The 25407-nt window shown below is 63.4% G+C and carries 24 protein-coding genes and 1 tRNA gene; 11 read left to right on the forward strand and 14 right to left on the reverse strand.

The window, feature by feature from the left end; translation table 11 throughout:
• Positions 1 to 44 precede the first annotated feature (44 nt).
• The 3 genes from APH34_RS08240 to APH34_RS08250 all read right to left on the reverse strand — a co-directional run bounded on the left by APH34_RS08240 (position 45) and on the right by APH34_RS08250 (position 4072).
• A complete protein-coding gene (locus APH34_RS08240) occupies positions 45 to 2519 on the reverse strand; it encodes a TonB-dependent receptor (protein WP_054900683.1) in 2475 nt (824 codons plus the stop codon).
• Positions 2520 to 2613: 94 nt separating this feature from the next.
• Positions 2614 to 3570: a FecR domain-containing protein gene (locus tag APH34_RS08245; RefSeq protein ID WP_054900684.1), complete on the reverse strand. Its 957-nt coding sequence runs from the start codon at positions 3568 to 3570 to the stop codon at positions 2614 to 2616.
• Positions 3557 to 4072, reverse strand: a complete 516-nt coding sequence (locus APH34_RS08250; protein WP_054900685.1) for a sigma-70 family RNA polymerase sigma factor — start codon at positions 4070 to 4072, stop codon at positions 3557 to 3559. The genes APH34_RS08245 and APH34_RS08250 overlap by 14 nt, the downstream gene beginning before the upstream one ends.
• A 178-nt stretch (positions 4073 to 4250) precedes the next feature.
• Between APH34_RS08250 and APH34_RS08255 the strand changes: the two genes are divergently transcribed.
• From APH34_RS08255 to APH34_RS08265, 3 genes are all read left to right on the forward strand, one after another.
• Entirely contained in the window at positions 4251 to 4877 is a 627-nt protein-coding gene (locus APH34_RS08255; RefSeq protein ID WP_054900686.1) for a DNA-3-methyladenine glycosylase, read from the forward strand.
• Between the two features lie 97 nt (positions 4878 to 4974).
• On the forward strand, positions 4975 to 6027 hold the full coding sequence (gene ada, locus APH34_RS08260; protein ID WP_054900687.1) for a bifunctional DNA-binding transcriptional regulator/O6-methylguanine-DNA methyltransferase Ada: 1053 nt from the start codon (positions 4975 to 4977) through the stop codon (positions 6025 to 6027).
• Between the two features lie 56 nt (positions 6028 to 6083).
• Positions 6084 to 8483, forward strand: coding sequence for a DUF3772 domain-containing protein (locus tag APH34_RS08265; RefSeq protein WP_054900688.1), 2400 nt, complete (start codon positions 6084 to 6086; stop codon positions 8481 to 8483).
• A gap of 104 nt (positions 8484 to 8587) precedes the next feature.
• Here the strand turns inward: APH34_RS08265 and APH34_RS08270 are convergent, their stop codons facing one another.
• Positions 8588 to 10018 carry an aldehyde dehydrogenase family protein gene (locus APH34_RS08270; protein WP_054900689.1) on the reverse strand — a complete coding sequence of 477 codons (1431 nt, stop codon included), beginning with the start codon at positions 10016 to 10018 and terminating at the stop codon, positions 8588 to 8590.
• A gap of 306 nt (positions 10019 to 10324) precedes the next feature.
• On the opposite strand from APH34_RS08270, the gene APH34_RS08275 reads away from it, so the two are divergent.
• The 3 genes from APH34_RS08275 (at position 10325) to ppk2 (ending at position 12919) form a co-directional block, all read left to right on the forward strand.
• Positions 10325 to 11344: a transporter gene (locus tag APH34_RS08275; protein WP_054900690.1), complete on the forward strand. Its 1020-nt coding sequence runs from the start codon at positions 10325 to 10327 to the stop codon at positions 11342 to 11344.
• A gap of 84 nt (positions 11345 to 11428) precedes the next feature.
• A complete protein-coding gene (ycaC, locus tag APH34_RS08280; protein WP_054900691.1) occupies positions 11429 to 12049 on the forward strand; it encodes an isochorismate family cysteine hydrolase YcaC in 621 nt (206 codons plus the stop codon).
• Between the two features lie 51 nt (positions 12050 to 12100).
• Positions 12101 to 12919 carry a polyphosphate kinase 2 gene (gene ppk2 / locus APH34_RS08285; RefSeq protein WP_054900692.1) on the forward strand — a complete coding sequence of 273 codons (819 nt, stop codon included), beginning with the start codon at positions 12101 to 12103 and terminating at the stop codon, positions 12917 to 12919.
• A gap of 91 nt (positions 12920 to 13010) precedes the next feature.
• Here ppk2 and APH34_RS08290 read toward each other — a convergent pair whose 3' ends face one another.
• Positions 13011 to 13433, reverse strand: a complete 423-nt coding sequence (locus APH34_RS08290; protein ID WP_054900693.1) for a DoxX family protein — start codon at positions 13431 to 13433, stop codon at positions 13011 to 13013.
• A gap of 37 nt (positions 13434 to 13470) precedes the next feature.
• Positions 13471 to 14169, reverse strand: coding sequence for a pirin family protein (locus APH34_RS08295; RefSeq protein ID WP_054900783.1), 699 nt, complete (start codon positions 14167 to 14169; stop codon positions 13471 to 13473).
• A 117-nt stretch (positions 14170 to 14286) separates the two neighbouring features.
• Here APH34_RS08295 and APH34_RS08300 point away from each other — a divergent pair, with 117 nt between their 5' ends.
• The 4 genes from APH34_RS08300 (at position 14287) to APH34_RS08315 (ending at position 17510) form a co-directional block, all read left to right on the forward strand.
• Positions 14287 to 15222, forward strand: a complete 936-nt coding sequence (locus APH34_RS08300; protein ID WP_082422742.1) for a LysR substrate-binding domain-containing protein — start codon at positions 14287 to 14289, stop codon at positions 15220 to 15222.
• Positions 15223 to 15291: 69 nt separating this feature from the next.
• Entirely contained in the window at positions 15292 to 15867 is a 576-nt protein-coding gene (locus APH34_RS08305) for a TetR/AcrR family transcriptional regulator (RefSeq protein ID WP_054900694.1), read from the forward strand.
• Between the two features lie 70 nt (positions 15868 to 15937).
• Positions 15938 to 16813, forward strand: coding sequence for an SDR family NAD(P)-dependent oxidoreductase (locus tag APH34_RS08310; protein ID WP_054900695.1), 876 nt, complete (start codon positions 15938 to 15940; stop codon positions 16811 to 16813).
• Positions 16814 to 16844: 31 nt separating this feature from the next.
• On the forward strand, positions 16845 to 17510 hold the full coding sequence (locus APH34_RS08315; protein ID WP_054900696.1) for an NAD(P)H-binding protein: 666 nt from the start codon (positions 16845 to 16847) through the stop codon (positions 17508 to 17510).
• A 2-nt stretch (positions 17511 to 17512) separates the two neighbouring features.
• Here APH34_RS08315 and APH34_RS08320 read toward each other — a convergent pair whose 3' ends face one another.
• The 3 genes from APH34_RS08320 to APH34_RS08330 are packed head-to-tail and all read right to left on the reverse strand — an operon-like array spanning position 17513 to position 20506.
• On the reverse strand, positions 17513 to 18559 hold the full coding sequence (locus APH34_RS08320) for an ABC transporter substrate-binding protein (RefSeq protein WP_054900697.1): 1047 nt from the start codon (positions 18557 to 18559) through the stop codon (positions 17513 to 17515).
• Position 18560: 1 nt separating this feature from the next.
• Positions 18561 to 18887 (reverse strand): ferredoxin family protein, encoded by a 327-nt coding sequence (locus APH34_RS08325; protein ID WP_054900698.1) that lies wholly within the window; start codon positions 18885 to 18887, stop codon positions 18561 to 18563.
• The gene (locus APH34_RS08330) at positions 18884 to 20506 is read right to left on the reverse strand and encodes an FAD-dependent oxidoreductase (RefSeq protein ID WP_054900699.1); all 1623 of its coding nucleotides are present in this window, start codon (positions 20504 to 20506) and stop codon (positions 18884 to 18886) included. The genes APH34_RS08325 and APH34_RS08330 overlap by 4 nt, the downstream gene beginning before the upstream one ends.
• 292 nt (positions 20507 to 20798) lie before the next feature.
• Here APH34_RS08330 and APH34_RS08335 point away from each other — a divergent pair, with 292 nt between their 5' ends.
• Positions 20799 to 21752: a LysR family transcriptional regulator gene (locus tag APH34_RS08335; protein ID WP_054900700.1), complete on the forward strand. Its 954-nt coding sequence runs from the start codon at positions 20799 to 20801 to the stop codon at positions 21750 to 21752.
• An 82-nt stretch (positions 21753 to 21834) separates the two neighbouring features.
• Here the strand turns inward: APH34_RS08335 and ychF are convergent, their stop codons facing one another.
• The 5 genes from ychF to APH34_RS08360 form a co-directional block, all read right to left on the reverse strand.
• Positions 21835 to 22935: a redox-regulated ATPase YchF gene (gene ychF / locus APH34_RS08340; RefSeq protein ID WP_008099042.1), complete on the reverse strand. Its 1101-nt coding sequence runs from the start codon at positions 22933 to 22935 to the stop codon at positions 21835 to 21837.
• A gap of 22 nt (positions 22936 to 22957) precedes the next feature.
• Entirely contained in the window at positions 22958 to 23542 is a 585-nt protein-coding gene (gene pth / locus APH34_RS08345; RefSeq protein ID WP_054900701.1) for an aminoacyl-tRNA hydrolase, read from the reverse strand.
• A 79-nt stretch (positions 23543 to 23621) separates the two neighbouring features.
• Positions 23622 to 24221 (reverse strand): 50S ribosomal protein L25/general stress protein Ctc, encoded by a 600-nt coding sequence (locus APH34_RS08350; RefSeq protein WP_054900702.1) that lies wholly within the window; start codon positions 24219 to 24221, stop codon positions 23622 to 23624.
• A 117-nt stretch (positions 24222 to 24338) separates the two neighbouring features.
• Positions 24339 to 25280 carry a ribose-phosphate pyrophosphokinase gene (locus APH34_RS08355; protein ID WP_003247410.1) on the reverse strand — a complete coding sequence of 314 codons (942 nt, stop codon included), beginning with the start codon at positions 25278 to 25280 and terminating at the stop codon, positions 24339 to 24341.
• A gap of 48 nt (positions 25281 to 25328) precedes the next feature.
• A tRNA-Gln gene (locus APH34_RS08360) sits at positions 25329 to 25403 on the reverse strand.
• Positions 25404 to 25407: the final 4 nt, after the last annotated feature.

Here is a 25407-nt window from a genome sequence, read left to right on the forward strand (position 1 = left end):
CGGCGCTTTCGCCGGCAGTGGGTTCACCCGCGATGAAGCCTGGATCAGAAACTGCCGCGCAAGGTTACCGACACATTGCGCGGGTCACCCCAGTAATACCCGGTCGGCGTTGGCGCCACCTGGCGGTAGTACTTCTTGTCGAAGACGTTGTTGGCATTGAGCTGCAACGAGTAGTGCTCGTTGAACCGATAGTTGACCATGGCGTTGTACACCGCATATCCCGCCTGTGATGCCTCGGCGCTGCCGCTGCGGTTGTAGATATCGCTCTGCGCCTGCACGCCGCCGCCGAGGGTCCAGGCTTCCAGTTCCCCGGGCAGGCGATAGCTGGTGAACAGGCGCAGCATGCGCTTGGGGTCGGTGGTGCGGATGGCATTGCCGGTATTGGTGTTGGTGTCCTTGAGGTACTCGGTGGTGTTGTAGGTATAGCCACCGGTCACGTTCCAGCCCGGCAGCACTTCGCCGGAAATCTCCAGTTCGAAACCCTGGCTGCGGTTCTTGCCGGCCGCGACCTTGCAATAGCCCGAGGTGTAGTTGGGCAGGCAGGGGTTGGGGCCGCTCACGTCATCCAGCGGGTTGCCCACCTGGTAGATGCGAAAGAACGCTAGCGAGGCGTTCAGCCGCCCCTCGTAGAACTCACCCTTGATACCCGTCTCGTAGGCCTCGCCGGTGACGGGCTCAAGCACCGAGCCGCTGACGTCGGTAGCGGTTTGCGGGTTGAAGATTTCGGTGTAGCTGGCGTAGGTGCTGAAGGTGTCGTTGAGGTCGTAGATCAGCGCCGCGTAGGGCACGATCTTGTTGTCGACGCTGAACGTGCCGTTGGACCGGGTGTTGTTTTCTTGTTCGTAGTCATACCAGTTGGCCCGGGCGCCGATGATCGCGGTGAGCGGGTCGGCCAGGGAAATGCGCCAAGTGGCGTAGGCACCTTCTTGGGTCGTGCGCGTGCGCACCGGGTGGGCAGTGATGTCGATGTGCGGTTCGGGCAGGCTGCTCTTTGGGTCCCATTCGCGGATGTCGAACACCCCGGAGTTCACGAAGTTGGTGGCCGAAGCGTAAGAGTCGTTACGGATGCGCTCGACGCCGAGCATCAGTTCGTGGGTGCGGCCCAGCAGGTCGAACGGCCCGTTCAAGGTAGCGCTCAGGTTGTTCTGCAGGCTTTCGCCACCATCGCCCTCGGTGACCTGGTAGTTCATCAGGTAAGGGTTGTTGGTCGGGTTGGCGGCGCCGGTGGCGCGGCTGAAGTAGGTCTGCTTGAAACCGTTGTCATCGAGCTTGAAATGCGTGCGCTGGGCCATCAGCTTGAGCTTCCAGTCGTTGTCGAAGCGGTGCTCCAGCTCGGCGAAGGTCTGCAGGTTGCTGCGGTCCCAACGGTTCCAGTCGGCGCCCAGGTACGTGCTGCGGCCCAGCGGCAGGGGCGAACCATCATAGTCGGCGGGTAGGTTGCCCCAGGCGCCGGTGGCATCGAGTTTGGTCCATTCCAGGCCGGTGGTCAGGGTGGTGCTGTCATTCAGGTCGAAGGCCAGCACGCCGTAGAACACTTCCTTGCGTTCCATGCGCGAGTCCTGAAAGTGGTCCTTGTCATCGTGCACCGCAATCACGCGGCCACGCACATTGCCGGTCTCTGTCAGCGGGCCGGAGATATCGGCGACATAGCGCTGGGCGTCCCAGGAGCCGAGGGTAACGCTGCCTTCGCCCTGGAATTCGTACGCCGGCCGCTTGCGCACCAGGTTGACGGTGCCGGACGGGTTGCCCGCGCCACGGATCATGCCGGTGGCGCCGCGCAGGATTTCGGCGCGGTCGATGATGGCCGAATCGCTCTGGATGAACGAGCCACCCCCGCTGCTTTGCACCACGGTGGCGCCGTCGTACTGGATGGCATCGATCGCGTAGCCGCGCGAGTAGTACTGCACGCGCTCACTGTCAGTGAGGTTGACCACCACGCCAGGGGTCTGTTCGAGCAGGCTGGTGAGGTTGGTGATGTTCTGGTCGTCGATGCGCTGGCGGGTGACCACCGTCACTGACTGCGGGGTATGGCGGATGCTCTGTGCGGTCTTGCCGATGGTGACCGCGCCAGTGGTGTAAGAGCCGGTGTTCTCGGTGGTTTCGCCCAGGCGGTTGCTGGAGATGCTGGTGGCTCCTAGCTCCAGCGCACCGCCGGCGTCCACCGCAGGGATCAACAGAAAGCTGTTGTCGCCCTCCTGTTGCACCTGCACAGCACTGCCCTGGAGCAGGATGGACAGCGCCTGGGCACTTTCGTGGCGGCCCTGCACGCCCCGGGTGGTCTTGCCTTGCAGGCTGTTCGCATCGAACGACAGGTTCAGGCCGCCTTGCCTGGCCAGCTGGTCCAGCGCGGTGGCCAAGGGGCCGGGTGCAATGTGCCAGTCGATTTGCTGATGCTGGCTGGCAGGTGCGGCCATGGCCTGCGCGGGCAGTGCGCAGGCGCTGCCCAGGCCAAGGCCGAACACGGCGGCGCGCACGGCATGGCGCAGCCTGTCATTGCGGGGGGAACACGGGTGAATCATGGACCGCTCCTGAAGGTTTCGTAGACCACTTTTCGGGCTTTGTTCCTTCAGGCCGGACGAGAATGAGATTCCACCTCATTCTTTTTTGATATTTTCAGGCCGCGCCGATGCTGACCCAATAGCGCGTGCGGTAGTCAATGCGAACCGGCAGGCTGCGCGCAAGCAACTGCAGGATCTGCCCGGTGTCACCCAGTTGATAGGTGCCGGAGACTTTCAGCCCGGCCACTTCAGGGGCGCAGCGCAGCAGGCCCGGGCGATAGCGCGACAGTTCGGCGGCGAATTCACCCAGGGGCATCTGTTGCACGCTGAGCACCCCGTCGGTCCAACCCCAGGGGTCGCCATGCACGCTGGCCTGTTGATAGGAGCCGTTGGCCGATACCTGCAGTATCTCGCCGGGGCCTACCAGGCGGGGCGAAGCCGAGGCGGGGAACAGCGTGACTTCGCCGCGGCGCACGGCCAGCAGCAAACCTTGATCGTTCTCACGCAGCAGCAGTTGGCCGTCAGTGGTGCCGAGGGCGCCGACACGCGTGGCGATACGGAACAGCCGGTTGTCGTCAGCGTTTACGTCCAGGCTTACTTCACCCCGCAGCAGGGCCAGTTCGCGTTGATCGGCGCTGTAGCGCAGGTCGATGGCGCTGGCTGTATTGAGCTGAAGCCGGCTGCCATCGCTGCCCTGCAACTGGCGGCGCTCGCCAGTGGCGGTGCTGCTATCGGCCATCAGGCCCGACAACCCCAAGGGCTCACGCGCGGCCCAGCCGAGGCTGCCACCGGCCGCCAGTACCGCCAGCAGCTTGAGGTGGTCACGCCGGTTCATACGCTGGCGCTGGCTGCCTTCCAGGGTACGCTGGCTCAGCCCGCTGGGCAGCCCGGCCAACTCGTCACTTAAGCTGCTGACGCGCTGCCAGGCCTGCGCATTATGCGGGTGGCGGCCCAGACATTGCTGGAACTGCTGCTCAGTAGCCGGGCTTGGGGTATCGAAGCGCAGCTTTACCAGCCATTCGATGGCCTGGTCGACCTGGGCCTGCGCTGGCGCGCGATCAGGGCTCGGCATAGCGCAACCGGTAGCAGACGCCCAGGGCCTTGGCCAGGTCGCGTTCGATGGTGGCCCGCGACACTTCGAGGCGCAGGGCAATTTGCGGGATGCTCAGGCCATCGAGCTGAGCCAGCAGAAAGGCCTGGCGCACCCTCGGCTTGAGCTGCAGCAACGCACGGTCGAGGCGTTCGAGGGTATCGAGAATGAGCAGCCGATGTTCTTCACTGGGTACTTCGCCTTCGGGCAGGTGGGCCAGGCTTTCCTGATAGGCTCGCTCCAGTGCGCGGCGGCGGAACTGGTCGATCATCAGCCCCCGGGCAATGCTGCTGAGGTACGCGCGTGGCTCCTTGAGCGGCGAAACCTGGCGTGCGCGCAGCAGGCGCACGAAGGTGTCTTGCGCCAGGTCCGCGGCATGCTCCTGGCAGCCGACCCGGCTGCGCAGCCAGCCACGAAGCCAGGCGTGGTGGGCCTGATAAAGCAGGGCGACCTCGGCCGGCTTGAGCGTGTCGTTGATCTGCATCGTTGCGAAAGCCTGGTCCCTTGGATGGAACATATACGACTGTGAATAGTTCTCAATTCTATGCGCGGATGATGGCCCTGAGCAACGGTAAGCCCGGAATTAGCCGCGCAAGATCCGGCGTTTCGCAGGCATGCGGGTGGGTTAAGCTGGACCTGCACTGAACCCATTGGAGCGCTGGATGATCCTGACCGACCTCTCGCCCGAAGCCTACCGCGAGGCCGCCGACCACCTCGCCGCGCTGGACCCTGACTGGGCACGGCACATTGCTGCGACCGGGCCTTGTCTGCACCGGGCGACACCTGGGCGCGAGCCCTATGAGGCGCTGGTGCGGGCAATTGCCTATCAGCAACTGCACGCCCGCGCGGCCGAAGCGATTCTAGGGCGATTGCTGGCGCTGTTTCCTGGCCAAGGGTTCCCCACGCCGCAGCAGTTGCTGGCAGTGGCGCCGCAAACGCTGCGCGCCTGTGGTTTTTCAGCGAGCAAGCTGGCCACCCTGCAGGGGGTGGCCCAGGCGACACGGGACGGTGCAGTGCCCTGTCGGGAAGACGCGTTGGCGATGACGGACGATGCCTTGATCGAGCGCCTGGTCGCGTTGCGCGGCGTGGGGCGTTGGACGGTGGAAATGTTGTTGATCTACAGCCTGGAGCGATCGGATATCTTGCCGGTGGACGATTTTGGCGTACGTGAGGGGTATCGCCGGCTCAAGGGGCTGGAAAAGGCACCGACGCCAGCGCAGATGCGTTCACTGGGGGGTGGGTGGCGTCCCTATCGGACAGTGGCGGCCTGGTACCTGTGGCGGGCCTGAGCCCTCCATCAGGCTTTAAGTTATTCCAAGCACCTGTGGAAGCGGGCTGCCGCGAAACAGCCGGCCCAGACCAGACAAGCAGATGAGGCATACCCCAATGACCCCCTACAGCACCGATGACCAACGCTGGCAAGCCGTTCAGACCCGCGACACCGCAGCCGCAGGCCACTTCGTCTACGCCGTGCGCACCACTGGGGTGTACTGCCAACCCGGCTGCACCTCACGCATGGCCAAACGCGAGAATGTCGAATTCTTCGCCCAGGCCACCGCTGCCGAAGCCGCCGGCTATCGCCCGTGCCGGCGTTGCCTGAGCACGCCGGTCGTCAATCGCCGCAGCGAGCTGGTCGCCCGGGCCTGCCGCCTGCTCGAAAGCAGCGACACCCCTCCCAGCCTCGACCAACTTGGCGCGCAACTGGCCGTCAGCCCGTTTCACCTGCACCGGCTGTTCAAGGCCGAAACCGGCCTCACGCCCAAGGCCTACGCCACGGCCTTGGGCGCCCGCCGCCTGCGCGAACGGCTGGGCGATGGGCAACGCTCGGTGACCGATGCCATCTATGACGCCGGTTACAACTCCAACAGCCGTTTCTACGAAAGCGCCGACCAGCGGCTGGGTATGCGCCCACGCCAATACCGCGCCGGTGGCGCGGGCGCGACCATTCACTTCGCCGTTGGTCAGTGTTCTCTGGGCGCAATCCTGGTGGCCCAGAGCGAAAAAGGCATCTGCTCGATTCTGCTGGGCGATGAACCCCAAGCGCTGCTTGAGCAGTTGCAGGACCAGTTCCCCAAGGCCCGGCTGATCGGTGGCGATGCCGCGTACGAACGCCTGGTTGCCGAGGTGGTGGGCTTTGTCGAAGCACCCGCACTTGGCCTGGACCTGCCCTTGGATGTGCAGGGTACGGCCTTTCAGGAGCGGGTCTGGCAAGCATTGCGCGAAGTGCCGGTGGGCAGCCGGGTGAGCTACACCGAGATCGCTGAACGTATCGGTGCCCCCAAAGCCGTGCGCGCCGTGGCCATGGCCTGCGCGGCTAACCGCATTGCCGTGGCCATTCCGTGTCACCGCGTGGTGCGCCGTGACGGTGACATCAGCGGCTACCGCTGGGGTGTGGAGCGCAAGCGGCAATTGTTGGCGCGAGAAACGGCACTCTCCTGATTGCCTCAAGCCGCGTAGAATCCACCGCCAAATCGAAGTGCAAAGAGGAACATTCGATGAGGCGTGTCAGCCTTGCCCGTTTTTACCTGGGTGTAATGGCCCTGATGCTGGCGCTCGCTGCGCCGGCGTGGTCGGCTTCTGCGCCGGTGTCCAGCCTGGCCGCCGCTGAGCTGCCCGTGCTGGACGAGAATGCCAGCATCGAGCAGTTGAGCGATCGTCTGGACCAGATTCGTCAAGGGGTGACCAGCAACGCCAACGACGACTTGTTGTCGCAGTTGCGCCTGGCTGCCGTACAGGTCCAGCGCCAGGCCGATGCATTGAGTGCCCTGCGCACGGCCGACGTGGACAAACTTGACGACAAGCTCAAGGTCATCGGCCCGGTGCAGCCGGACGAAGCCGCCAGCCTCACCTCGCAGCGCAAGCAGCTGGAAGCCGAGAAGAAGGCCCTGCTCGCCGAGCAGGAACAGGCCAGCAAGCTGACCCAGTCGGCGCGCGACCTGTCCACCCAGATCGTCAACCTGCGCCGCAGCCAGTTCAACTCACAGGTCACCAGCCGTGCAGCCAGCCCCCTGAGCCCGGCCTTCTGGCAGTCATTGATCCGCCCGACCGATGAAGACGTGCTGCGCCTGCGCGATTTGCGTGGCGAGGCGGCCGATGCCGTCGCCAGTGCCTTCAGCGCCGAGCACCGCTGGTTCTTCATCACAAGCCTGGTGGCAGCGATCCTGGTCTGGACGCTGGCTCGCCGGGTACTGGAGCGCTTGCTCGCCGATGCCATGATTCGCTGGTTGCCCGAAGGCCGTTTGCGCCGTAGCGCGTTGGCATTGGGGGTGAGCCTGGCCACCCTGGGCACCATTGCCGGCTCCGTGGCGCTGTTGCGGTGGGGCCTGGAGAGCAGCGCGCAGCTGGGGTCCGATATTGCCAGCCTGACCAATCACTTCCTCACACTGGTTGTGTTCAGCGCCTTCATCACCGGCCTGGGCCGCGCCATGCTGATGCTGCAGCGCCCGTCCTGGCGCCTGCCTCCGATCCACGACGAGGTGGCCAGCGCCCTGGGCTGGTTCCCCAAGCTACTGGCCTTGGCGCTGATGGTGATGCTGACCATGGAGCGCATCAACAGCGTGATCGGCACCAGCCTGGCGCTGACCGTGGCCACCAACGGGCTGACGGCACTGGTGGTGACGGCGATTTTCTCCAGCGCGCTGATTCGCTACCGCCGTACCTTGCGCAAGCACGACCTGGAGCGCCCGACCGGCATGGCCGGGTTGATCCCGTTCGTGATCGTGGTCTGGGTCGGGCTGATCGTGCTGACCCTGCTCACCGGCTACCTGACCCTGGCGTATTTCCTCACGGCCAAGCTGCTTTGGATCAGCGTGGTCGCCACCTGCGCCTACCTGCTGATCACCTTCCTGGGCGATCTGTGTGAAACACTGCTGTCACCGCGCCAGCCCGGCGGCTTGGCCCTGGCCTCGACACTGGGCCTGGCGCCACGTCACCAGGCTCAGGCCAGCACCATATTGGCCGGCATTGGCCGCACGGTGCTGCTGTTCCTGGCGGTGCTGCTGGCACTGATGCCTTCGGGCACCAGCCCCGGTGAGCTGCTGCTCAGCCTGGGTGACTGGGACGGCACCGGTGGCAAGGTGCTGGGCAACCTGAACATCGTGCCGCAAGACATCCTGTTGGCCGTGGCGATGTTCTTCGGCGGCCTGTTCGGCATTCGGGTACTCAAGCGCTGGCTGAGCGAGCGCCTGCTGCCGGAAACCGACATGGACGCCGGCATGCGTGCCTCGCTGGTGACCCTGGTCGGTTACCTGGGCTTCCTGTTCCTGGCCATGCTGGTGATGTCGACCTTGCGCATCAACCTGACCAGCCTGACCTGGGTGGTCAGTGCGTTGTCGGTGGGTATCGGTTTTGGCTTGCAGCAGATCGTGCAGAACTTCATCTCCGGCCTGATCCTGCTCACCGAGCGCCCGGTCAAGGTGGGTGACTGGGTGAGCCTGGCCGGGGTGGAGGGGGACATTCGCCGGATCAACGTGCGTGCCACCGAGATCCAGATGTCCGACCGCTCCACGGTGATTGTGCCCAACTCGCAGTTCATTTCGCAGAACGTGCGCAACGTCACCATGGGCAACGCCCTGGGCGTGGTCGGCATCAGCCTGACCTTGCCGCTGGAGACGGACGCCAATCGGGTACGTGAGCTATTGCTGGCCGCTTATCACGAGCATGAGTCGATCCTGGATGCGCCGGCGCCGTCGGTGAGCTTCAAGGACCTGACGGCCAATGGCATGGTGATCAGTGTCAGCGGTTATGTGGCGGGACCGCGGCAGGTATCGGGCGCGCGTAGCGACCTGTTGTTCACCATCCTGGGGCGGCTGCGCGACGAAGGTATTGCTCTGTCGTCGCCGCAGAGCATGGTGCTGGTGCAGGAAGGTTCGCGCCCGGCTGACGAGACGGTGTGAACCCCACCCCAGGTAGCGTGGCAGGTTACCTGGGGGAGCGATTGTCTCAACTACCAGACGCTTACGCACTTCATGTGGGAGCGGGCTTGCCCCGCCTTAGCTGATCAGCCCAAGCAGCGGGTCACATGCTTGACCGAGAGGTAGCCCGACAACCCCCAAGGCCCAAGCCCACGCCCAATCCCGCTGCCCTTGTTGCCCCCCCACGACGTCTCGACGAACACCGCCTGCACCGAGTTGATCCACACATGCCCGACTTCCAGCGCATCGGCCACACGCTCCGCGCGCTCCAGGTCAGCCGAGCAAACCGTGGCGACCAGGCCAAACCGGCTGTCGTTGGCTTCAGCAATCGCTTGCGCTTCAGTCGAAAAGCGCCGCGCGCACAGCACCGGGCCGAAGATTTCCTCGGTCCACAAACGGCTGTCCACCGGCACATCGGTGTACAGCGTCGGGCTGACGAACCAACCTTCGCGGTCCAGTGCCTTGCCTCCGGCCAGGCACCGCAAGCCTTCTTCACGGGCGGTCGCGAAGTAGCTGGCGACTTTCAGCCATTGCGCCTGGCTGGTCAGTGGCCCCATGTCCACTTCTGCGCTCGACGGGTTACCGACGCGCAGCTGTTCCAGCGCTTGCTGCAGGCGCGGCAGCAACGCGTCGGCGATACCCTCCTGTACCAGCAGGCGTGAAGTCGCCGAGCACATCTGCCCGGCGTTCCAGGTAAAACCGGCGACGATCCACTCCACCGCCTGGTCGACATCGCAATCATCGAACACCACGATTGCCGACTTGCCGCCCAGTTCCAGGGTCACAGGACGGCATTGCGCTGCCGCACTGCGCATCACCTGGCTGCCGACGCTGTTGCTGCCGGTGAACGACAGTTTGTCCAGGCCGCTGTGGCTGCTCAGCGCGGCACCGGTTTCAGCCTTGCCGTTGACGATGTTCAACACCCCTGCGGGCAGGCCAAGGGTCTCGGCAATCTGGCCATAGGCCTGTTCGATCAACGGCGTCACTTCCGACGGTTTGAGCACCACGGTGCAGCCTGCCGCCAAGGCTGGGGCGAGTTTCCAGGCGCTGGTCACCAGCGGGAAATTCCACGGCACGATCAGGCCGACCACGCCAACTGGCTCCAGGCGGGTGCGTGCGGTAAAGCCCGGTGCGGCCAGGGGCACGTCGCAATTCTTCTGTGGCAGTTGTTCGGCCAGGTCGGCGTAATAGACGAAGGTGGCCACAGCGTCGTCCAGGTCGATCTCGGCCTCGTGGCGTGGCTTGCCATTGTTGCGCATCTGCAAGGCGATCAATGCCTCACGGCGTTGCCCCAATTGGTCGGCGAAACCGCGCAAGTAGCGCGCGCGCGCGCTGGCGCTGACCTGTTTCCAGGCGGGCAGGGCCTCGCGCGCTGCGGCCACGGCCTGGTCCACCTGGGCAACGCTGGCGGCCATCAATTCGGCAAAGGGTTGACCCAGCGAAGGGTCGTTGACGGTAATGCAGTCGCTGCCCAGGCCTTCGACCCAGCGGCCAGCGATGTAATGGGAAGTGGTCATGGTCGGTATCCAGTCAGGCCATCTCGACAGCTACCATCACCGGCGTGTGCGGGCACTGTTGCCGCACGCCCCGCAGTGGCTGGTCCACGGAAATGGTCTCAGGGTTATTGTGATTGTGGTGAAGCGATTCTGGTGGGGGTGGGCAAGGGGAAAAATCGCTGCGGGGAAATAATTAGTTCAGGAATTTGTAAACCAACGGTACTACCTCCTGCGCCCTCTACCGCTGCAGGGACCGTTGTCATCGAACTGCAACTTACATCCCGCAACATTTCTGCCATCCACCCCAGTGCCTCATTGCGAGTTCGAATGGGTCATCACGCGCTGCACCCTCAACAGGACCATGACCTGTTCGGCCTGCTCTACGCTTTTGCCTTTCGTCCTGGCCAGCCCGGCCGTGAGATCGACTCGGCCCAGGCCTTGCGCACGCTCAGCGAGCCGGCAGACCCAGACGAATTCCTCTGGCTGCACCTCAACCTTGCCCATGCCGCCTGCGAGCGCTGGTTGCGTGCCCACCTGGCACTACCGGAAGCTTTCTTCGAGACGCTGCGTGAGGGCTCGCGCTCCACGCGCATCGAACACGCCGATTCGGCCCTGCTGGCGGTGGTCAACGACGTGGTGTTCAACTTCGGCCTGGTGTCATCGGATGTGTCCACGCTGTGGGCGTGCGCCAGCAGCCGGCTGCTGGTCAGTGCGCGGCTGCAGCCGCTGCATTCGGTGGACAAGCTGCGCTCATCGGTCAAGAAGGGCGAATGCTTTCATTCGCCCATCGAGTTGCTGGTCCATCTGCTACGCGACCAAGGCGACGTGCTGACCCAGATCGTGCGCGAGACCACCAGCAGCGTCGACCGTATCGAGGACCAGTTGCTGTCGCAACGCCTGAGCGACAACCGCGCCGAACTGAGCAGCATGCGCCGCGTGCTGGTGCGCCTCCAGCGCCTGTTGGCGTTGGAGCCTGGTGCGTTGCTGCGGCTGCTAAACCGCCCGCCTGAGTGGTTGCAGGAGCAGGACATGCGCCAACTGCGCTCAGCCACTGAAGAGTTCACCCTGGTGATCAGCGACCTCACCACCCTGGGTGAGCGGATCAAACTGTTGCAGGAAGAAATCGCGGCCAAGCTCAACGAGCAGACCAACCGCACGCTGTTCACCCTGACGGTGGTGACCGTGCTGGCGCTGCCCATCAACATCATTGCTGGCTTTTTTGGCATGAACGTCGGTGGCGTACCGCTGGCGGACGACCCACACGGCTTCTGGGTGCTGGTGGCATTGGTGGCGACATTCACCGTGCTTGCAGGGCGCTGGGCCTTCGGCAAGCGCCGCGAGTATTGACGCCCCGACCGACTGACGGTCTTTCCCTTACCCCATCCTTGCCTACGCTGATACTCCTAACCCGCGCAAGCAAGGAGATCGGTCATGGCTTTCCAATACAAACGTCTGGACAAGAACAACGCTGCGGTCCTGCTGGTCGATCACCAGGCCGGCCTGCTGTCGCTGGTTCGAGATATCGACCCCGACCGCTTCAAGAACAACGTGCTGGCCCTGGCTGACCTGGCCCAGTACTTCAAACTGCCGACCATTCTCACCACCAGTTTCGAAACCGGCCCTAACGGCCCGCTGGTGCCCGAACTCAAGGCGCAATTCCCCGACGCCCCGTACATCGCCCGGCCCGGCAACATCAACGCCTGGGACAACGAAGACTTCGTCAAGGCGGTGAAGGCAACCGGTAAGAAGCAGTTGCTGATTGCCGGGGTGGTGACCGAAGTGTGTGTGGCCTTCCCGGCATTGTCGGCGCTGGAGGAGGGCTTTGAGGTGTTCGTGGTCACCGATGCCTCTGGCACGTTCAACGCGCTGACCCGCGATTCGGCCTGGCGGCGCATGGAGGCTGCCGGGGCGCAACTGATGACCTGGTTTGGCGTGGCCTGCGAACTGCACCGTGACTGGCGTAACGATATCGAGGGGCTGGGGACGTTGTTCTCCAACCACCTGCCGGACTACCGCAACCTGATGACCAGCTACAACACGCTGGCGAAGTAAATGGGCCGGGATCGACCATACTGATTGTTCATTTGCCCTCAGGAGCGCGTCATGGCAAAGCCGTCCAGGAAAAAGGACCAGCAAGCACCCGTAGAGAAGTTGGGCGGCAAGGCGTACGAGAAGCAACTCAAGAGCCTGCATGTGGAGTTGGTAAAACTGCAGGAGTGGGTCGTGGCCAAAGGCCTGAAGGTATGCATCCTGTTCGAGGGCCGCGACGGTGCCGGCAAGGGTGGCACCATCAAGGCCATCACCGAGCGGGTCAGCCCACGGGTGTTCCGGGTGGTGGCGTTGCCGGCGCCTACCGAGCGGGAAAAGACCCAGATGTACGCCCAGCGTTACCTCAACCACCTGCCGGCCGCCGGCGAAGTGGTGATCTTCGACCGCAGTTGGTACAACCGTGCTGGCGTGGAGCGGGTGATGGGCTTTTGCACCGAGGAGCAGGCCAGCAAATTCCTCACCGTAGTGCCGTTGCTGGAAAAATTGATGGTCGAGTCGGGGATCATCCTCGTCAAATACTGGCTGGAAGTCAGCGCCGAGGAGCAGACCCGGCGCCTGCAGGACCGCATCAACGATGGCCGCAAGCTGTGGAAGCTGTCGCCCATGGACCTCAAGTCCTACGGCCGCTGGGATGACTACACCCGTGCCCGCGACGAGATGTTCGCCGCGTCCGACTCATCCTGGGCGCCCTGGTTTCTGGCCCACTCCAACGATAAACGCCGTGCCCGGCTGAACATCATCAGCCACCTGCTGACACGCGTGCCGTACAAGGACGTTACCCGCGACGAGGTGGTCAAACTGCCCAAGCGCGGCAAGATCGGCAAGTACAAGGCTGTCGCCTACCCGTTCAAGGTGGTTGAAGAGCGCTTCTGAGCCTTTGCCAGGGCGTTTCAGCCTAACGGTACCCGGTTTGCATTTGAGAACGGCGCCTGCCCTGCAGGCGCGGGTTCACCCAGGCCAACCGTTAGCCAAGGCTGGCAGCACTGCTCGGCGTGGCAGTGCGGCCCAGACGCGCATCCAGGCTCAATGGCCCTGCACCAAAGAACACGATCTGCAGCAACCCGCCCGCCATCATCACGTTTTTCAGGAAGTGGATCATCTGGTTCTGGTCGGCGAAATCGTGGTGGAAGAACACCGCGGCGATCACGCTGAACACGGCCAGGGCCAGGGCCACTGCACGGGTGCGGTATCCGGCGATCAGCAGCAGGCCACCACCGGCCTCAATCAGGAGGGCGGCAAGGTAGGCCAGGCCCGGCGCGGGCAGGCCAACCGAGGCGATGTAGCCGACGGTGGCATCATGGGCGGCCAGTTTGCCAAGCCCGCTCATGAAGAAGGGCAGGCCTATCAGCACACGGCCCAGCAGTGGAAGGTAGTGGTAACGGTTCATGGTGTTCTCCTGTTCGGTGGACTGAGAGGTAGGAAACTCAGCCGGCGTCCACCATCACCAGCTCGGAATCTTCAAGGGCGTGAATGTGGATGGCGCACGCGTCGGTGATGGCCACGCCATCCAGTGCACCCACCGCTTGGCCATCGACTTCGATTCGCCCGGAGGCCACCACCAGGTAGGCCTGGCGTGCGGTGTCGAGCGGCTGCCGCAGTTGTTCGCCCCGCTGCAGCGTGGCGGCCAGCAGGCGGGCATCTGCGCGCAGCGGCAAGGCCTCGCGATCTTCGCCAAAGCCGCTGGCCAGTACGGCGAAGCGCCCGGCTTTGTCAGCCTTGGGGAAGCGCCGTGTGGCCCAGCGTGGCGCCTCACCGCGGGTGCGCGGCAGCAACCAGATCTGGTACAGCCTGAGGGGGCCCTCGCCCTGGTTGAACTCGGTGTGGCGGATGCCACTGCCGGCGCTGACCACCTGCACGTCCCCGGCATGCAGGCTGCCTTGTTCACCCAGGCTGTCGCGGTGGCCGAGGATGCCCTGACGGACGTAGGTCACGATTTCCATGTCCTGGTGGCCATGCATCGGGAAGCCGTGCCCCGGCGCTATCTCGTCATCGTTCCACACCACCAGCGGCCCCAGTGCGCTGTGCGCGGGGTTGCCGTCGGCACTGACAATGAAGTGGTACTTGGCCTGCAGCCAGCCATGATCAGCGCTATCCAGTGAGGTCCAGCGACGATGGGTGAGCATGGGCAGCGCCTCGTTGATTGAGTGAGGATGCATGCTAAATACGCAATGAGTTCTGTGATATCTCCATATTGGCAAGGTATCGTTGTTCTAATCGCAACGATTAAGACGGGCCCTTCCATGAAACAGATCACCGACCTCAATGACCTGCGGCTGTTCGTCCAGGTGGTCGATCACGGCAGTTTCACCGCTGCAGCCCGTAGCCTGGGGGCGCAAACCTCCAAGCTCAGCCGGCGTATCCGCGCACTGGAGGAGGAACTGGGTGTGCGCTTGCTCAACCGCACCAGCCGCAGCCTGTCGCTGACCGAGACTGGGCGACAGTTCTATCAGCATTGCGCTGCGCTGGTGGCTGAAGCCCAGGCGGCCAAGGGCCTGGTGGAACAGACGCGCACCCAGCCGCAAGGGGCGGTGCGCATCAGTTGCCCCGGGGGGCTGCTCAGTTCCGGGATCGGCGAGATCCTTGCCGAGTACCTGGAGGCCAACCCGCAGGTTCAGGTCCTGCTCGATGCCACCAACCGCCGTGTGGATGTGGTCGAGGAAGGACTGGACCTGGCGATTCGGGTGCGTGTGCCGCCGCTGGAAAACACCGACCTGGCTGTTCGGCCGCTGGGTCATTCAGTTCGCATTCTGGTCGCCAGTCCTACCCTGGTGGCCACTTTTCCGACGCCTCACTCGCTCAACTGCCTGCAAGCCTGGCCAACATTGTCCATGGCGAACGATGGCGAGAAGTACACCTGGCAGCTGTTGGACGAGCAGGGGCAGCGTATTTCGCTGGTTCACCAGCCGCGCTTGGCGACCGACGACCTGACCAGCCTGCGCAGCGCTGTGCTGCGGGGCATTGGGGTAGCGGTGCTGCCGCGTGAGCTGGTGGTTGCCGACATTGACGCGGGCAGGTTGGTGCAGGTGCTGCCGGGTGTGTCCACTGCGCCAGGGCTGGTGCATGCGATCTTCCCCACGCGCCGCGGCATGGTCCCGGCGGTGCGCCACTTGCTGGACGCGTTGGTGGTGGGCTTGCACCGCCTCAACGCTGAGAGTGAGCAGGGTGTTGACCGATGATCGGGCAGGGGCTTGCATTGGACGAATTTACGTTTATGATTGAGCAATCACTCAATTAAGTTATCCAACATGGCCCGTCCCCGCAGTCACGACAAACGCAACGCCATTCTCGCCGCCGCCAGCCAGGCCTTCGCCGAGCAAGGCCTGAGCGCGACCACAGCGCGTATTGCCCGCCTGGCTGGGGTCGCCGAGGGCACGGTGTTCACCTACTTCGAAAACAAGGACGTACTGCTCAACGAGTTGTACCTGGAACTCAAGGCCGGCTTACGCCAGGCGATGATGGCGGGCTACCCCAATGACGGCACGCCTGAGCAACAGGTGCGGCATGCCTGGAATGGCTATGTGGCCTGGGGTATCGAATGCCCCAGCGCCCGTGAAGCGCTACGCCAGTTGGGGGTGAGCGGGCGGATCGACACCGATCATCGTGCCGCCGGGGCCGAGGGCTTCGACGAACTCGGGGCCCTGCTGCGCGAGCGTAGCCTGGTGAGCGGGTTGTCGGCGGAACAGGCACAGGCCTTCTATGGTGCCTTGTTCGTATCGATGGCCGAAGCTTCGATGGAGTTCATCAAGCAAGCCCCGGAACAGGCAGATGTGTATCGCGATGCAGGCTTCAACGCCCTGTGGGCAGCCCTTGGCGGGCGCTGACAGGGCCCTTTTTTTGTAGTTTTTAGTTGAGTGCGTAATCACTCATTATTGTCGACGAAGGAGTCGAATCATGTCCAAAGTGTGGCTTGTATCAGGTGCGGCGCGCGGTCTGGGCCGTTCCATCAGTGAAGCAGTACTGAAAAACGGTGATCGCCTGGTGGCCGCTGCCCGCGACCCGCAGCGCCTGGATGATCTGGTGGCTCGCTACCCGGATCAAGTCCGTGCGGTCGCGCTCGACGTCACCGACGAAGCGGCGGCGCAGCGGGCTGTGCAACTGGCACTGGATGCCTTCGGTGGTCTCGATGTGCTGGTCAATAACGCAGGCTACGGCCACACCGTTCCGTTCGAGCAGATGTCCTCGGAGGATTTCCGTGCGCAACTGGAGACCAACCTGTTTGGCGTCGTCAACCTGACCCGTGCCGTGTTGCCAGTGATGCGTGGCCAGCGCAGTGGCCATATCTTCCAGGTGTCCTCGGTTGGTGGGCGCACGTCGACCCCGGGCCTTTCGGCCTATCAGGCGGCGAAGTGGGCGGTCGGCGGCTTCAGCGATGTGGTGGCCAAAGAAGTCTCGCCGTTGGGTATCCAGATCTGCACCCTCGAGCCCGGTGGCATGCGCACCGATTGGGCAGGGGAAGCCAAGCGCCCGGTCGAAGGCATGCTCCCGGATTACGATGCGACGGTGGGGCATGTGCTCAGGCTGCTGGCCAGCTACGGTGGGCAGGAAATCGGTGACCCGGTGAAGATCGCCGAACTGATCGTGGCGCTGTCGCGCCGTGACGACCTGCCCCTGCGCTTGCTGCTGGGTGCGGATGCGCTGTTTGTCTATGAACAGGATGAGCGTGTGCGTGCCGAAGAGCTGGAACAGTGGCGAGAGACTACGCTTTCCACGCACTTCCCCGACGCACAACTGCCCGCCGGGATGGACGGGCTGAAAAGGCGCAAATGAGCTGCCGGCGAAACGACCAGGAGAAGATGGGATGAAAGTGATTCTGTTCGGTGCCAGCGGCATGCTGGGGCAAGGTGTGCTGCGCGAAGCCTTGCGCGCCGATGACGTGTCGCAGGTGCTGGTAGTGGGGCGCACAGCGCTGCAGCAGGACGATCCGAAACTGCGCCAGTTGGTGCGCGCCGACCTGTTCGACTACAGCGGGCTCGAGGCGGACCTCAGTGGCTATGATGCCTGCCTGTTCTGCCTGGGCGTTTCGGCCAGCGAGATCGACGAGGCAGGTTACGTTCGCATCAACCATGACCTGCCACTGGCCGCCGCCAAGGTGCTGTCGCGGCTCAATCCGCAGATGGTGTTTGTCTACGTGTCCGGGGCGGGTACCGACAGCAGCGAGCAAGGCAGGGTGATGTGGGCACGGGTCAAAGGGCGCACCGAGAACGCGTTGCAGCGCCTGCCGTTCCGCGGCGTGTACCTGCTGCGGCCCGCAGCGATCCAGCCGATGCACGGCGAGCAGTCCAAGACCCGTAGTTATCGGCTGTTCTATCGCTGGCTGGGCTGGACCCTGCCGCTGTTGCGCAAGCTGTTCCCGCACCTGGTGCTGACCACCGAACAAATCGGGCGAGCCATGCTCGCCACGGTCCGCCGGGGTGCGCCTCGGCCGGTGCTGGAGGTGCGCGACATCGCCGAGCTAGGCCGTTGAGGTCACGGCTGTGAGGGCGCCAGGGCTGCGGTCTGCGAGGCGGCCAGGGCTTGGGCCTGGAATTCAGGGCGTACCCAATCGGCGAGCGGGAAGGCCTGGCGGATCAGGCGCAGGCGCTGGGCCACCGCGATGTCTGCTTGTAGGGTATCGAGAAACGGTGCGTCCAGGCGCGGCGAGTAGTGGTCGGCAAAATCTTCGTCGCCCAGGTCACGCTCCAGCAGCGCAGGCGGGTAGCCCGACCACTCGGAAGCCTTGACCAGGTAGGGCGCCTTGTTGTGTACATCGGCCAGCCACTCGTAGCCTTTCTGGTGGGCCTTGAGCAGGCGTACCACCACCTCGGGGTAGCGATCGATGAAGGCTTTTCTGCCAACCACCACTTCGTGGGTGGCGCCGACGTTGTTCAGGTCATGGGTCGTCAGTGCAACCTTGGCCAGCCCTCGTTGGTCGAGCGTGAGCAGGTTGTTGGCGCCCCACACCGCGTCGACCAGGCCCGCAACCAACGCCGCGGTGGAGGCGCTGGTGTCCATGCTGGTGATTTTCAGGTCGCGCTCGGACAACCCCTGGGCATCCAGGGCGCGGATCAGCGAGAGGTGGTAGGTGGTACCACGGAACACCGCCAGCTTTTTGCCTTTCAGATCGGCCAGGCTGTGGATCCCGGAGTTTGCCGTCACGCCCAGGTACGCCTTGCTGTTACGCCGGCTGGCGCTGATCAACTGAGTGTCCAGGCCATTGGCGCGGCCGACGATGGCCGGTAGGTCGCCATAGTAGGCGAAGTCCACCTGCTGGTTGGCCAGGGCCTCGTTGATGGCCGGGCCTGCGCCGCGCACATAGACCCATTCGATCTTGATGCCGTCCTTGGCGAATTCCTGCTCGAAGCGTTTCTGGTCGACCAGGATATCCACCATGCCACCGCTGTAGCGCTTGGCTGTGGTGCTGGTGTCGGGTACGGCGATACGGATTGCGCTGGGTAGCTCCTGAGCGGCGTGAGCGCCGCAGACCAAGCCGCAAAGTGCTGCCAGGCCAATGAGCCATTGGTTGAGACGTTTCATGTCAGATGCCCTTGATAAATTGGTAGCTTTCGTCGAGTGCGGCGGTCGAGCGCCGCCCCTTGCCCCAACCGAGCGCCTCGCGATACCCGCCGAGCAGGCCGCGTTCGGACAGTTGTCGTTCATCCACCTGGGCCTGTTCTTCGGCCAGCGGTGAAACGAACAGCGCATCCTCCGGGCAATAGACCTCGCACATGAAGCAGGTTTGGCAGTCGGCCTGCCGAGCGATCACCGGCGGTTGGCCCGGCACTGCCTTGAACACGTCGGTGGGGCAGACCAGTACGCAGATATCGCAGCCAGTGCAGCGCTCGGCACTTATCAATTCGATCATGCGGCTTTCTCCGGTAGCAGGCTGAGGTCGACGGGGCCGAGGCTTTCGCGTGTTGTCCAGAGTTCGTCGAGGCCGCCGCTGATCAAGCGGTGGCGCTGATTCGGGTCGAGGGCAGGGTGGTCTTCGCGCCGGTGCATGCCGCGCGTCTCGGTGCGGGCCAGCGCGCTGCGGTACATCCAGCGCGAGGTGGCCAGCATGGCGGCGGCCTCACGGGCCCGTAGCAATTGCTCCGGGTTGGCTGGCGCTGCCTGGCGTACCTGTTGCCACAGCGGGTCGAGGTGTGCCAACGAGTCTTCCAGCAGGCCGCCCTGGCGGAACCAGTTGCGCTCGTACGGGAACACTTGCGCCTGCACCGCGCGGATGACGGCCTCTGGGTCGAAAGCATGATTGCCCTTGCCCTGCAGGCCGACCGTGCCGGCCTGGATCAGGCGGCGTGACGTGTGGCCACGCTGGTCGCGGGCGAACTCGGCGGCACCGCCCCCGGCCCACAGCCCGGACGACAAGGCCCAGGCGGCATTGCGGCTGCCACCACCGGTAAAGGCACCGCAGATGAGCTCGCGGGTGGCCGCATCGCCTGCCGCATACAGCCCCGGTACCGAGGTGGCGCATTGGCTGTCGCAGATGCGTAGGCCGCCGGTGCCGCGCACCGTGCCTTCCAGACGCAGGGTGACCGGGAACATCTGGGTGAAAGGGTCCAGCCCCATGCGTTCAAAGGGCAGGAAGAAATTCGGTTGCGCCGACAGCATCCATTGCCGGGTGCGCGCATCGGCACGGTCCAGGCGGGCGAACACCGGCTCGCTCATCAAGGTCCTGGCGATCACGCCGCGCCCCCTGGCCGAGCCTGCACCCTCTATCGGGCGGCCATCGGCGTAGTAGAAGCTGGCCCAGGAGTACAGTGCGGACTTGGTCACCGAGGTGAACGCCGGGCCCAGGCCATACGCATTGGAAAATTCCATCCCGGAAAATGTCGCCCCCGCCTCGGCAGCCATCAGGTGGCCGTCGCCGGTCAGCACATTGCACCCTAGCGCCTTACTGAGGAAGGCCACCCCACCCGTCGCCAGCACCACCGCGCCTGCACGCACGCTCCAGCGCTGCTGCTTCTGCCGGCTGATGCCGGTGGCACCGCAGACCTGGCCATGCTCATCGACCAACAGCTCCAGGGCCGGGCTGTGATCAAGAATACGCCCACCGGCCTGCTTGACGCGTTTGCGCATCAGGCGCATGTACTCCGGCCCCTGCAGGGACACCCAGCGTTGCTGGCCCTGCTCGTCGACCGGGAACGGGTAGCCCCATTCGGCGAGCTGCTCAAGATTGCGCCAGGTCTGCTCCAGCACCCGATCCATCCATTGCGGCTCAGCCAGTTCGCCACCCATGGCGTAGCGGCTGGCCTTGGCTGTCTTACGCCCAGCCGCATCTGGCGCCACGCACCACACGGCGGTACCCGACGGCGCCGTGGCACCTGACGCACCGCAATAGCCCTTGTCCACCAGGATGACCTTGGCACCTTTTGCGGCGGCCCCAATGGCCGCCCATGCACCGGCCGGACCGCCCCCGATAACCAGCACGTCGGTGCTGTACTCGCGGTCGGTTCCTGAAGCTTCTTCTCTAGCATTGGTCATGGTTGCTGTCCTGCTGCGCCCGAACTCGCGGTGTCCTGGTGCGTGGTCGTTGGGTGGTTGGATGCATGGGATGCATGGGGCGAACCGGGGCGGTTCACGACGCTCATCCCCGGCGCATCCTTGAGCGCAATTCGGCACAACAGGTGCTTACCGGACGTGTGCACAGTGGTGGCCATGAATTGCGCCTCTTTATATTTCCAAAAAGAATAAAAATATAATTATTTGATGATTTTAGTTCTTTAAGACTAAGATTACCCACCCCGATATACAATTGCTTTTGGCAAAAGAGGTCATGCGTGAAATGCATTACGAGTTAAGAAACCTCCGGCACTTCGTCGCATTGATCAATCACCGCAGTTTTTCCCTTGCAGCAGAGGCGGTGAGCTTGTCGCAACCGGCCTTCAGCCGCAGCATCCAGGCCCTGGAACACCAGGCCGGATGCAAGCTGGTAGAGCGCGAGCAGAAAGGGCTGCCGCCAACACCCCAAGGGCAGTTGGTGCTGTCCTATGCGCTGGACATTCTGGGCAAGGCCCACGAGCTGAGTGAAAAGATCAGCCGCATCAACAGCGCCGACCGCGACATGCTGTATTTCGGCACCAGCCCGGCCCCAGCGGCGGGGTTGGTGCCCCGTACGGTGGCGCGGTTTCTTGAGGTTCAGCCACAGGTCAATGCCAACTTCGTGGTGGATACCCGGGAGAACCTGACCAAGCGGCTGATGGCCGAAGAGATCGAGTTCTTTATCGCCAGCTCGCAGAGTTTCGAGCTCGACCCCAATTACCGCATTCGCCAACTGCAGCCGCGCACCTGGTGCTTCTTCTGCCGCAGTGATCACCCTCTGGCCGCGCAGGAGAGCGTTACCCGCGAGCAGTTGTTCGCCTACCCGATGGTGTGTTCCTTTGGTGTCCGAAACCTGGTGCTGCAGTACTCCGGACGCAGGGACTACCTACCGGCGGTGGAGTGCGAAAACGGTCGGCCGTTGCTGGATATCGTCATGCAGTCCAATGCCATTGGCTGTTCTTCGCAACTGCAGGTGAGCCAGTGGGAGGGTGGCAAGGCACTTGGATTGCACCAACTCAGGCCGGCTGACATTTCGCCAGACCTTGAAGCCTTTCAGATCCGTGATGGGGTGGTGAGCCTGCGCCGCCATGCGCTTTCACCGCAGGCCGAGGCGTTCATCGAGTTGCTCCAGGCGATGGATCATGAACCTTCGCTGGTCGGGCGTGGGGTCGATACTATCGGTATCTGAACGGCGCACTGCGCAGGCGCCTGGGCCAGAAACGCGAAAGCCTCCGGTCATGGAGGCTTTCGTCAGTGCTTCACGCAGCGGGTCAGACGTTGAAGCGGAAGTGCATCACATCGCCGTCCTTGACGATGTAGTCTTTGCCTTCCAGGCGCCATTTGCCGGCTTCCTTGGCGCCGCCCTCACCCTTGAACTGGATGAAGTCGTCATAGGCCACCACTTCGGCGCGGATGAAGCCTTTTTCGAAGTCGGTATGGATCACCCCAGCGGCTTGCGGCGCGGTGGCGCCGACGCGGACGGTCCAGGCACGTACTTCCTGCACGCCGGCAGTGAAGTAGGTCTGCAGGTTGAGCAGTTCGTAACCGGCGCGGATCACGCGGTTCAAACCAGGTTCTTCAAGGCCCAGGGCCTCGAGGAACATGTCCTTTTCTTCGCCGTCGTCAAGTTCGGCGATTTCGGCTTCGATCTTGTTGCACACCGGCACCACCACCGCGCCTTCTTCCTCGGCGATGGCCTTGACCACGTCCAGGTGCGGGTTATTGTCGAAACCGTCTTCAGCGACGTTGGCAATGTACATCACCGGCTTGCTGGTCAGCAGGTGGAAGCCACGGATGACGGCCTTTTCGTCGTCCGCCATGTTCTTCATCAGGCTGCGTGCCGGCTTGCCTTCGGTGAAGTGCGGGATCAGCTTTTCCAGGATGGCCTTTTGCGCCAGGGCTTCCTTGTCGCCGCCCTTGGCGTTGCGGGTGACCTTCTGCAGTTGCTTCTCGCAGCTGTCGAGGTCGGCGAAGATCAGCTCGAGGTCGATGATCTCGATGTCGCGCTTGGGGTCGACGCTGTTGGAAACGTGAATCACGTTCTCGTCTTCGAAGCAGCGCACCACGTGGGCAATGGCGTCGGTCTCGCGGATGTTGGCGAGGAACTTGTTGCCCAGGCCTTCACCTTTCGAGGCACCGGCGACCAGGCCGGCGATGTCGACGAACTCCATGGTGGTCGGCAGGATGCGGTTAGGCTTGACGATCTCCGCCAGCGCAGCAAGGCGCGCGTCGGGCATCGGCACGATGCCGCTGTTCGGCTCGATGGTGCAGAAGGGGAAGTTCTCCGCCGCGATGCCAGACTTGGTCAGGGCGTTGAACAGGGTGGACTTGCCGACGTTGGGCAGGCCGACGATGCCGCAATTGAAACCCATGGGTATTCCCCTCTCTAGGAAATCAGGCCTTCTGGCTGTGCAGCTCGCGCATCGCTTTGGCGAAGTCGCCGGCAAGCACGTCCGGCAGCACGCCGAGGGCAAAATCGATGCTGGCGTCGAGCTTCTCCTGCTCGGCGCGCGGCGCGCGGCCCAGGACGAAGTTGGAAACCAGTTTGGCGTCACCCGGGTGGCCAATGCCAAGCCGCAGGCGGTGGAAATCGTTTTGGTTGCCGAGCTGCGCGATGATGTCGCGCAGGCCGTTGTGCCCACCATGGCCGCCACCACGTTTTAGCTTGGCGACGCCTGGGGGCAGGTCGAGTTCGTCATGCGCCACCAGGATTGCTTCCGGCTTGATCCGGAAGAAATTGGCCAAGGCCGCCACGGACTGGCCGCTACGGTTCATGTAGGTGGTGGGGATCAGCAGGCGAACATCGTTGCCCTGATAGCTGAATTTAGCCGTCAGGCCGAAATACTTGCGGTCAGCGGTCAGGGAGACGCGCTGGGCGCTGGCGATGCGTTCAACGAAAAGAGCCCCTGCGTTATGCCGGGTCTGTTCGTATTCGGGGCCGGGGTTACCCAGGCCGACGATCAACTGGATGGCGGTCACGTCAGGGGCTCTTCCTTGGAGTTGGTGGGTTACGGTGCGCGCGGCACTGTAACCCGATCAACACCGGCGCGCGAGTGGATTACTCGGCAGCGCCTTCTTCAGCAGCTTCGGCGGAAACGCGCGGAGCGTGAACGTTGGCAACCGCTTTGTCATCACCGTGGGCCAGAGCGACGAACTCTACGCCTTTCGGAGCTTTCAGGTCCGACAGGTGGATGATGGTGCCGATCTCAGCCTTGCCCAGGTCAACTTCGATGAACTCTGGCAGGTCTTTGGCTTCGCAGGAAACTTCGATCTCGGATTCAACGTGGGAGATCTCGCCGCCTTTCTTGACCGGGGCTTCTTCATTGATGAAGTGAACCGGTACTTTGGCGGTCAGCTTCTGGCCAGCAACAACGCGAACGAAGTCGGCGTGCATGATGAAGCCTTTGGCTGGGTGGCGCTGCAGGGCCTTGACCACGACGTCTTGCTTGGTGCCGTCGACGTTCAGTTGCAGAACGTGGCTGAAGGCAGCCTCGTCTTCGAACAGCTTGGTGATTTCCTTGGCCAGGATGGTCAGGGACTCGGCGTCCCTGTTACCACCGTAGACAACGGCTGGGATGTGGGCGGAGTGACGCAGGCGGCGGCTCGCACCTTTCCCCAGGTCAGTACGCGCTTGGGCGTTCAGAGTGAAGTCAGTCATTTTGTTTCTCCAAAATAGCCCCCCGAGGCGTTTGCGACCAGCGCCAACGGGGATGGCAAAAAAGCCCCGCCCCAACCAATGTTGGGGCGGGGCGCTTTTCGTCAACGCGTGTTCCGCTTAGCGGAACATCGCGCTGATCGATTCTTCGTTGCTGATGCGGCGCACCGCTTCAGCGACAACCGGTGCGATATCCAGCTGACGGATACGGTCACAGGCTTGAGCAGCGGCGGACAGCGGAACGGTGTTGGTCACCACCAGCTCGTCCAGTACCGACTTCTCGATGTTCTCGATCGCGCGGCCCGACAGAACAGGGTGCGTGCAGTAGGCGTAAACCTTGGCAGCGCCGTGTTCCTTCAGGGCTTTGGCCGCATGGCACAGGGTGCCGGCGGTATCGACCATGTCGTCTACCAGGATGCAAGTGCGCCCTTCGACGTCGCCGATGATGTGCATGACCTCGGAGTGGTTAGCCTTTTCACGGCGTTTGTCGATGATACCCAGGTCGACACCCAGGGACTTGGCGACGGCACGTGCGCGCACGACACCACCGATGTCCGGGGAGACGATCATCAGGTTCTCGAAACGCTGGTCTTCGATATCGTCGACCAGTACGGGCGAGCCGTAGATGTTGTCGACCGGGATATCGAAGAAACCCTGGATCTGGTCAGCGTGCAGGTCGACGGTGAGTACACGGTCGATACCTACGACAGTGAGCATGTCAGCGACGACTTTGGCGCTGATGGCTACACGTGCCGAACGCGGACGGCGGTCCTGGCGGGCGTATCCGAAGTAAGGAATCACGGCGGTGATTCGGGATGCTGAGGAGCGGCGGAAGGCGTCGGCCATCACTACCAGTTCCATCAGGTTATCGTTGGTCGGGGCACAGGTCGGCTGAATAATGAAGACGTCTTTACCGCGGACATTTTCATTGATCTCAGTACTGATCTCGCCGTCGGAGAACTTACCGACAGAGACGTCACCGAGAGGGATATGCAGCTGACGTACGACACGCCGAGCCAGATCGGGGTTAGCGTTCCCCGTAAAGACCATCATCTTGGACACGCGCAGTACCTGGAGGCTGAGGGTATACCTGGATGAGTATAAGGAAAATGGCAGGGGCGGCTGGATTCGAACCAACGCATGGCAGGATCAAAACCTGCTGCCTTACCGCTTGGCGACGCCCCTGTAT

The sequence above is a fragment of the Pseudomonas sp. NBRC 111131 genome (genome assembly GCF_001320525.1).
GTDB lineage: Bacteria > Pseudomonadota > Gammaproteobacteria > Pseudomonadales > Pseudomonadaceae > Aquipseudomonas > Aquipseudomonas ceruminis.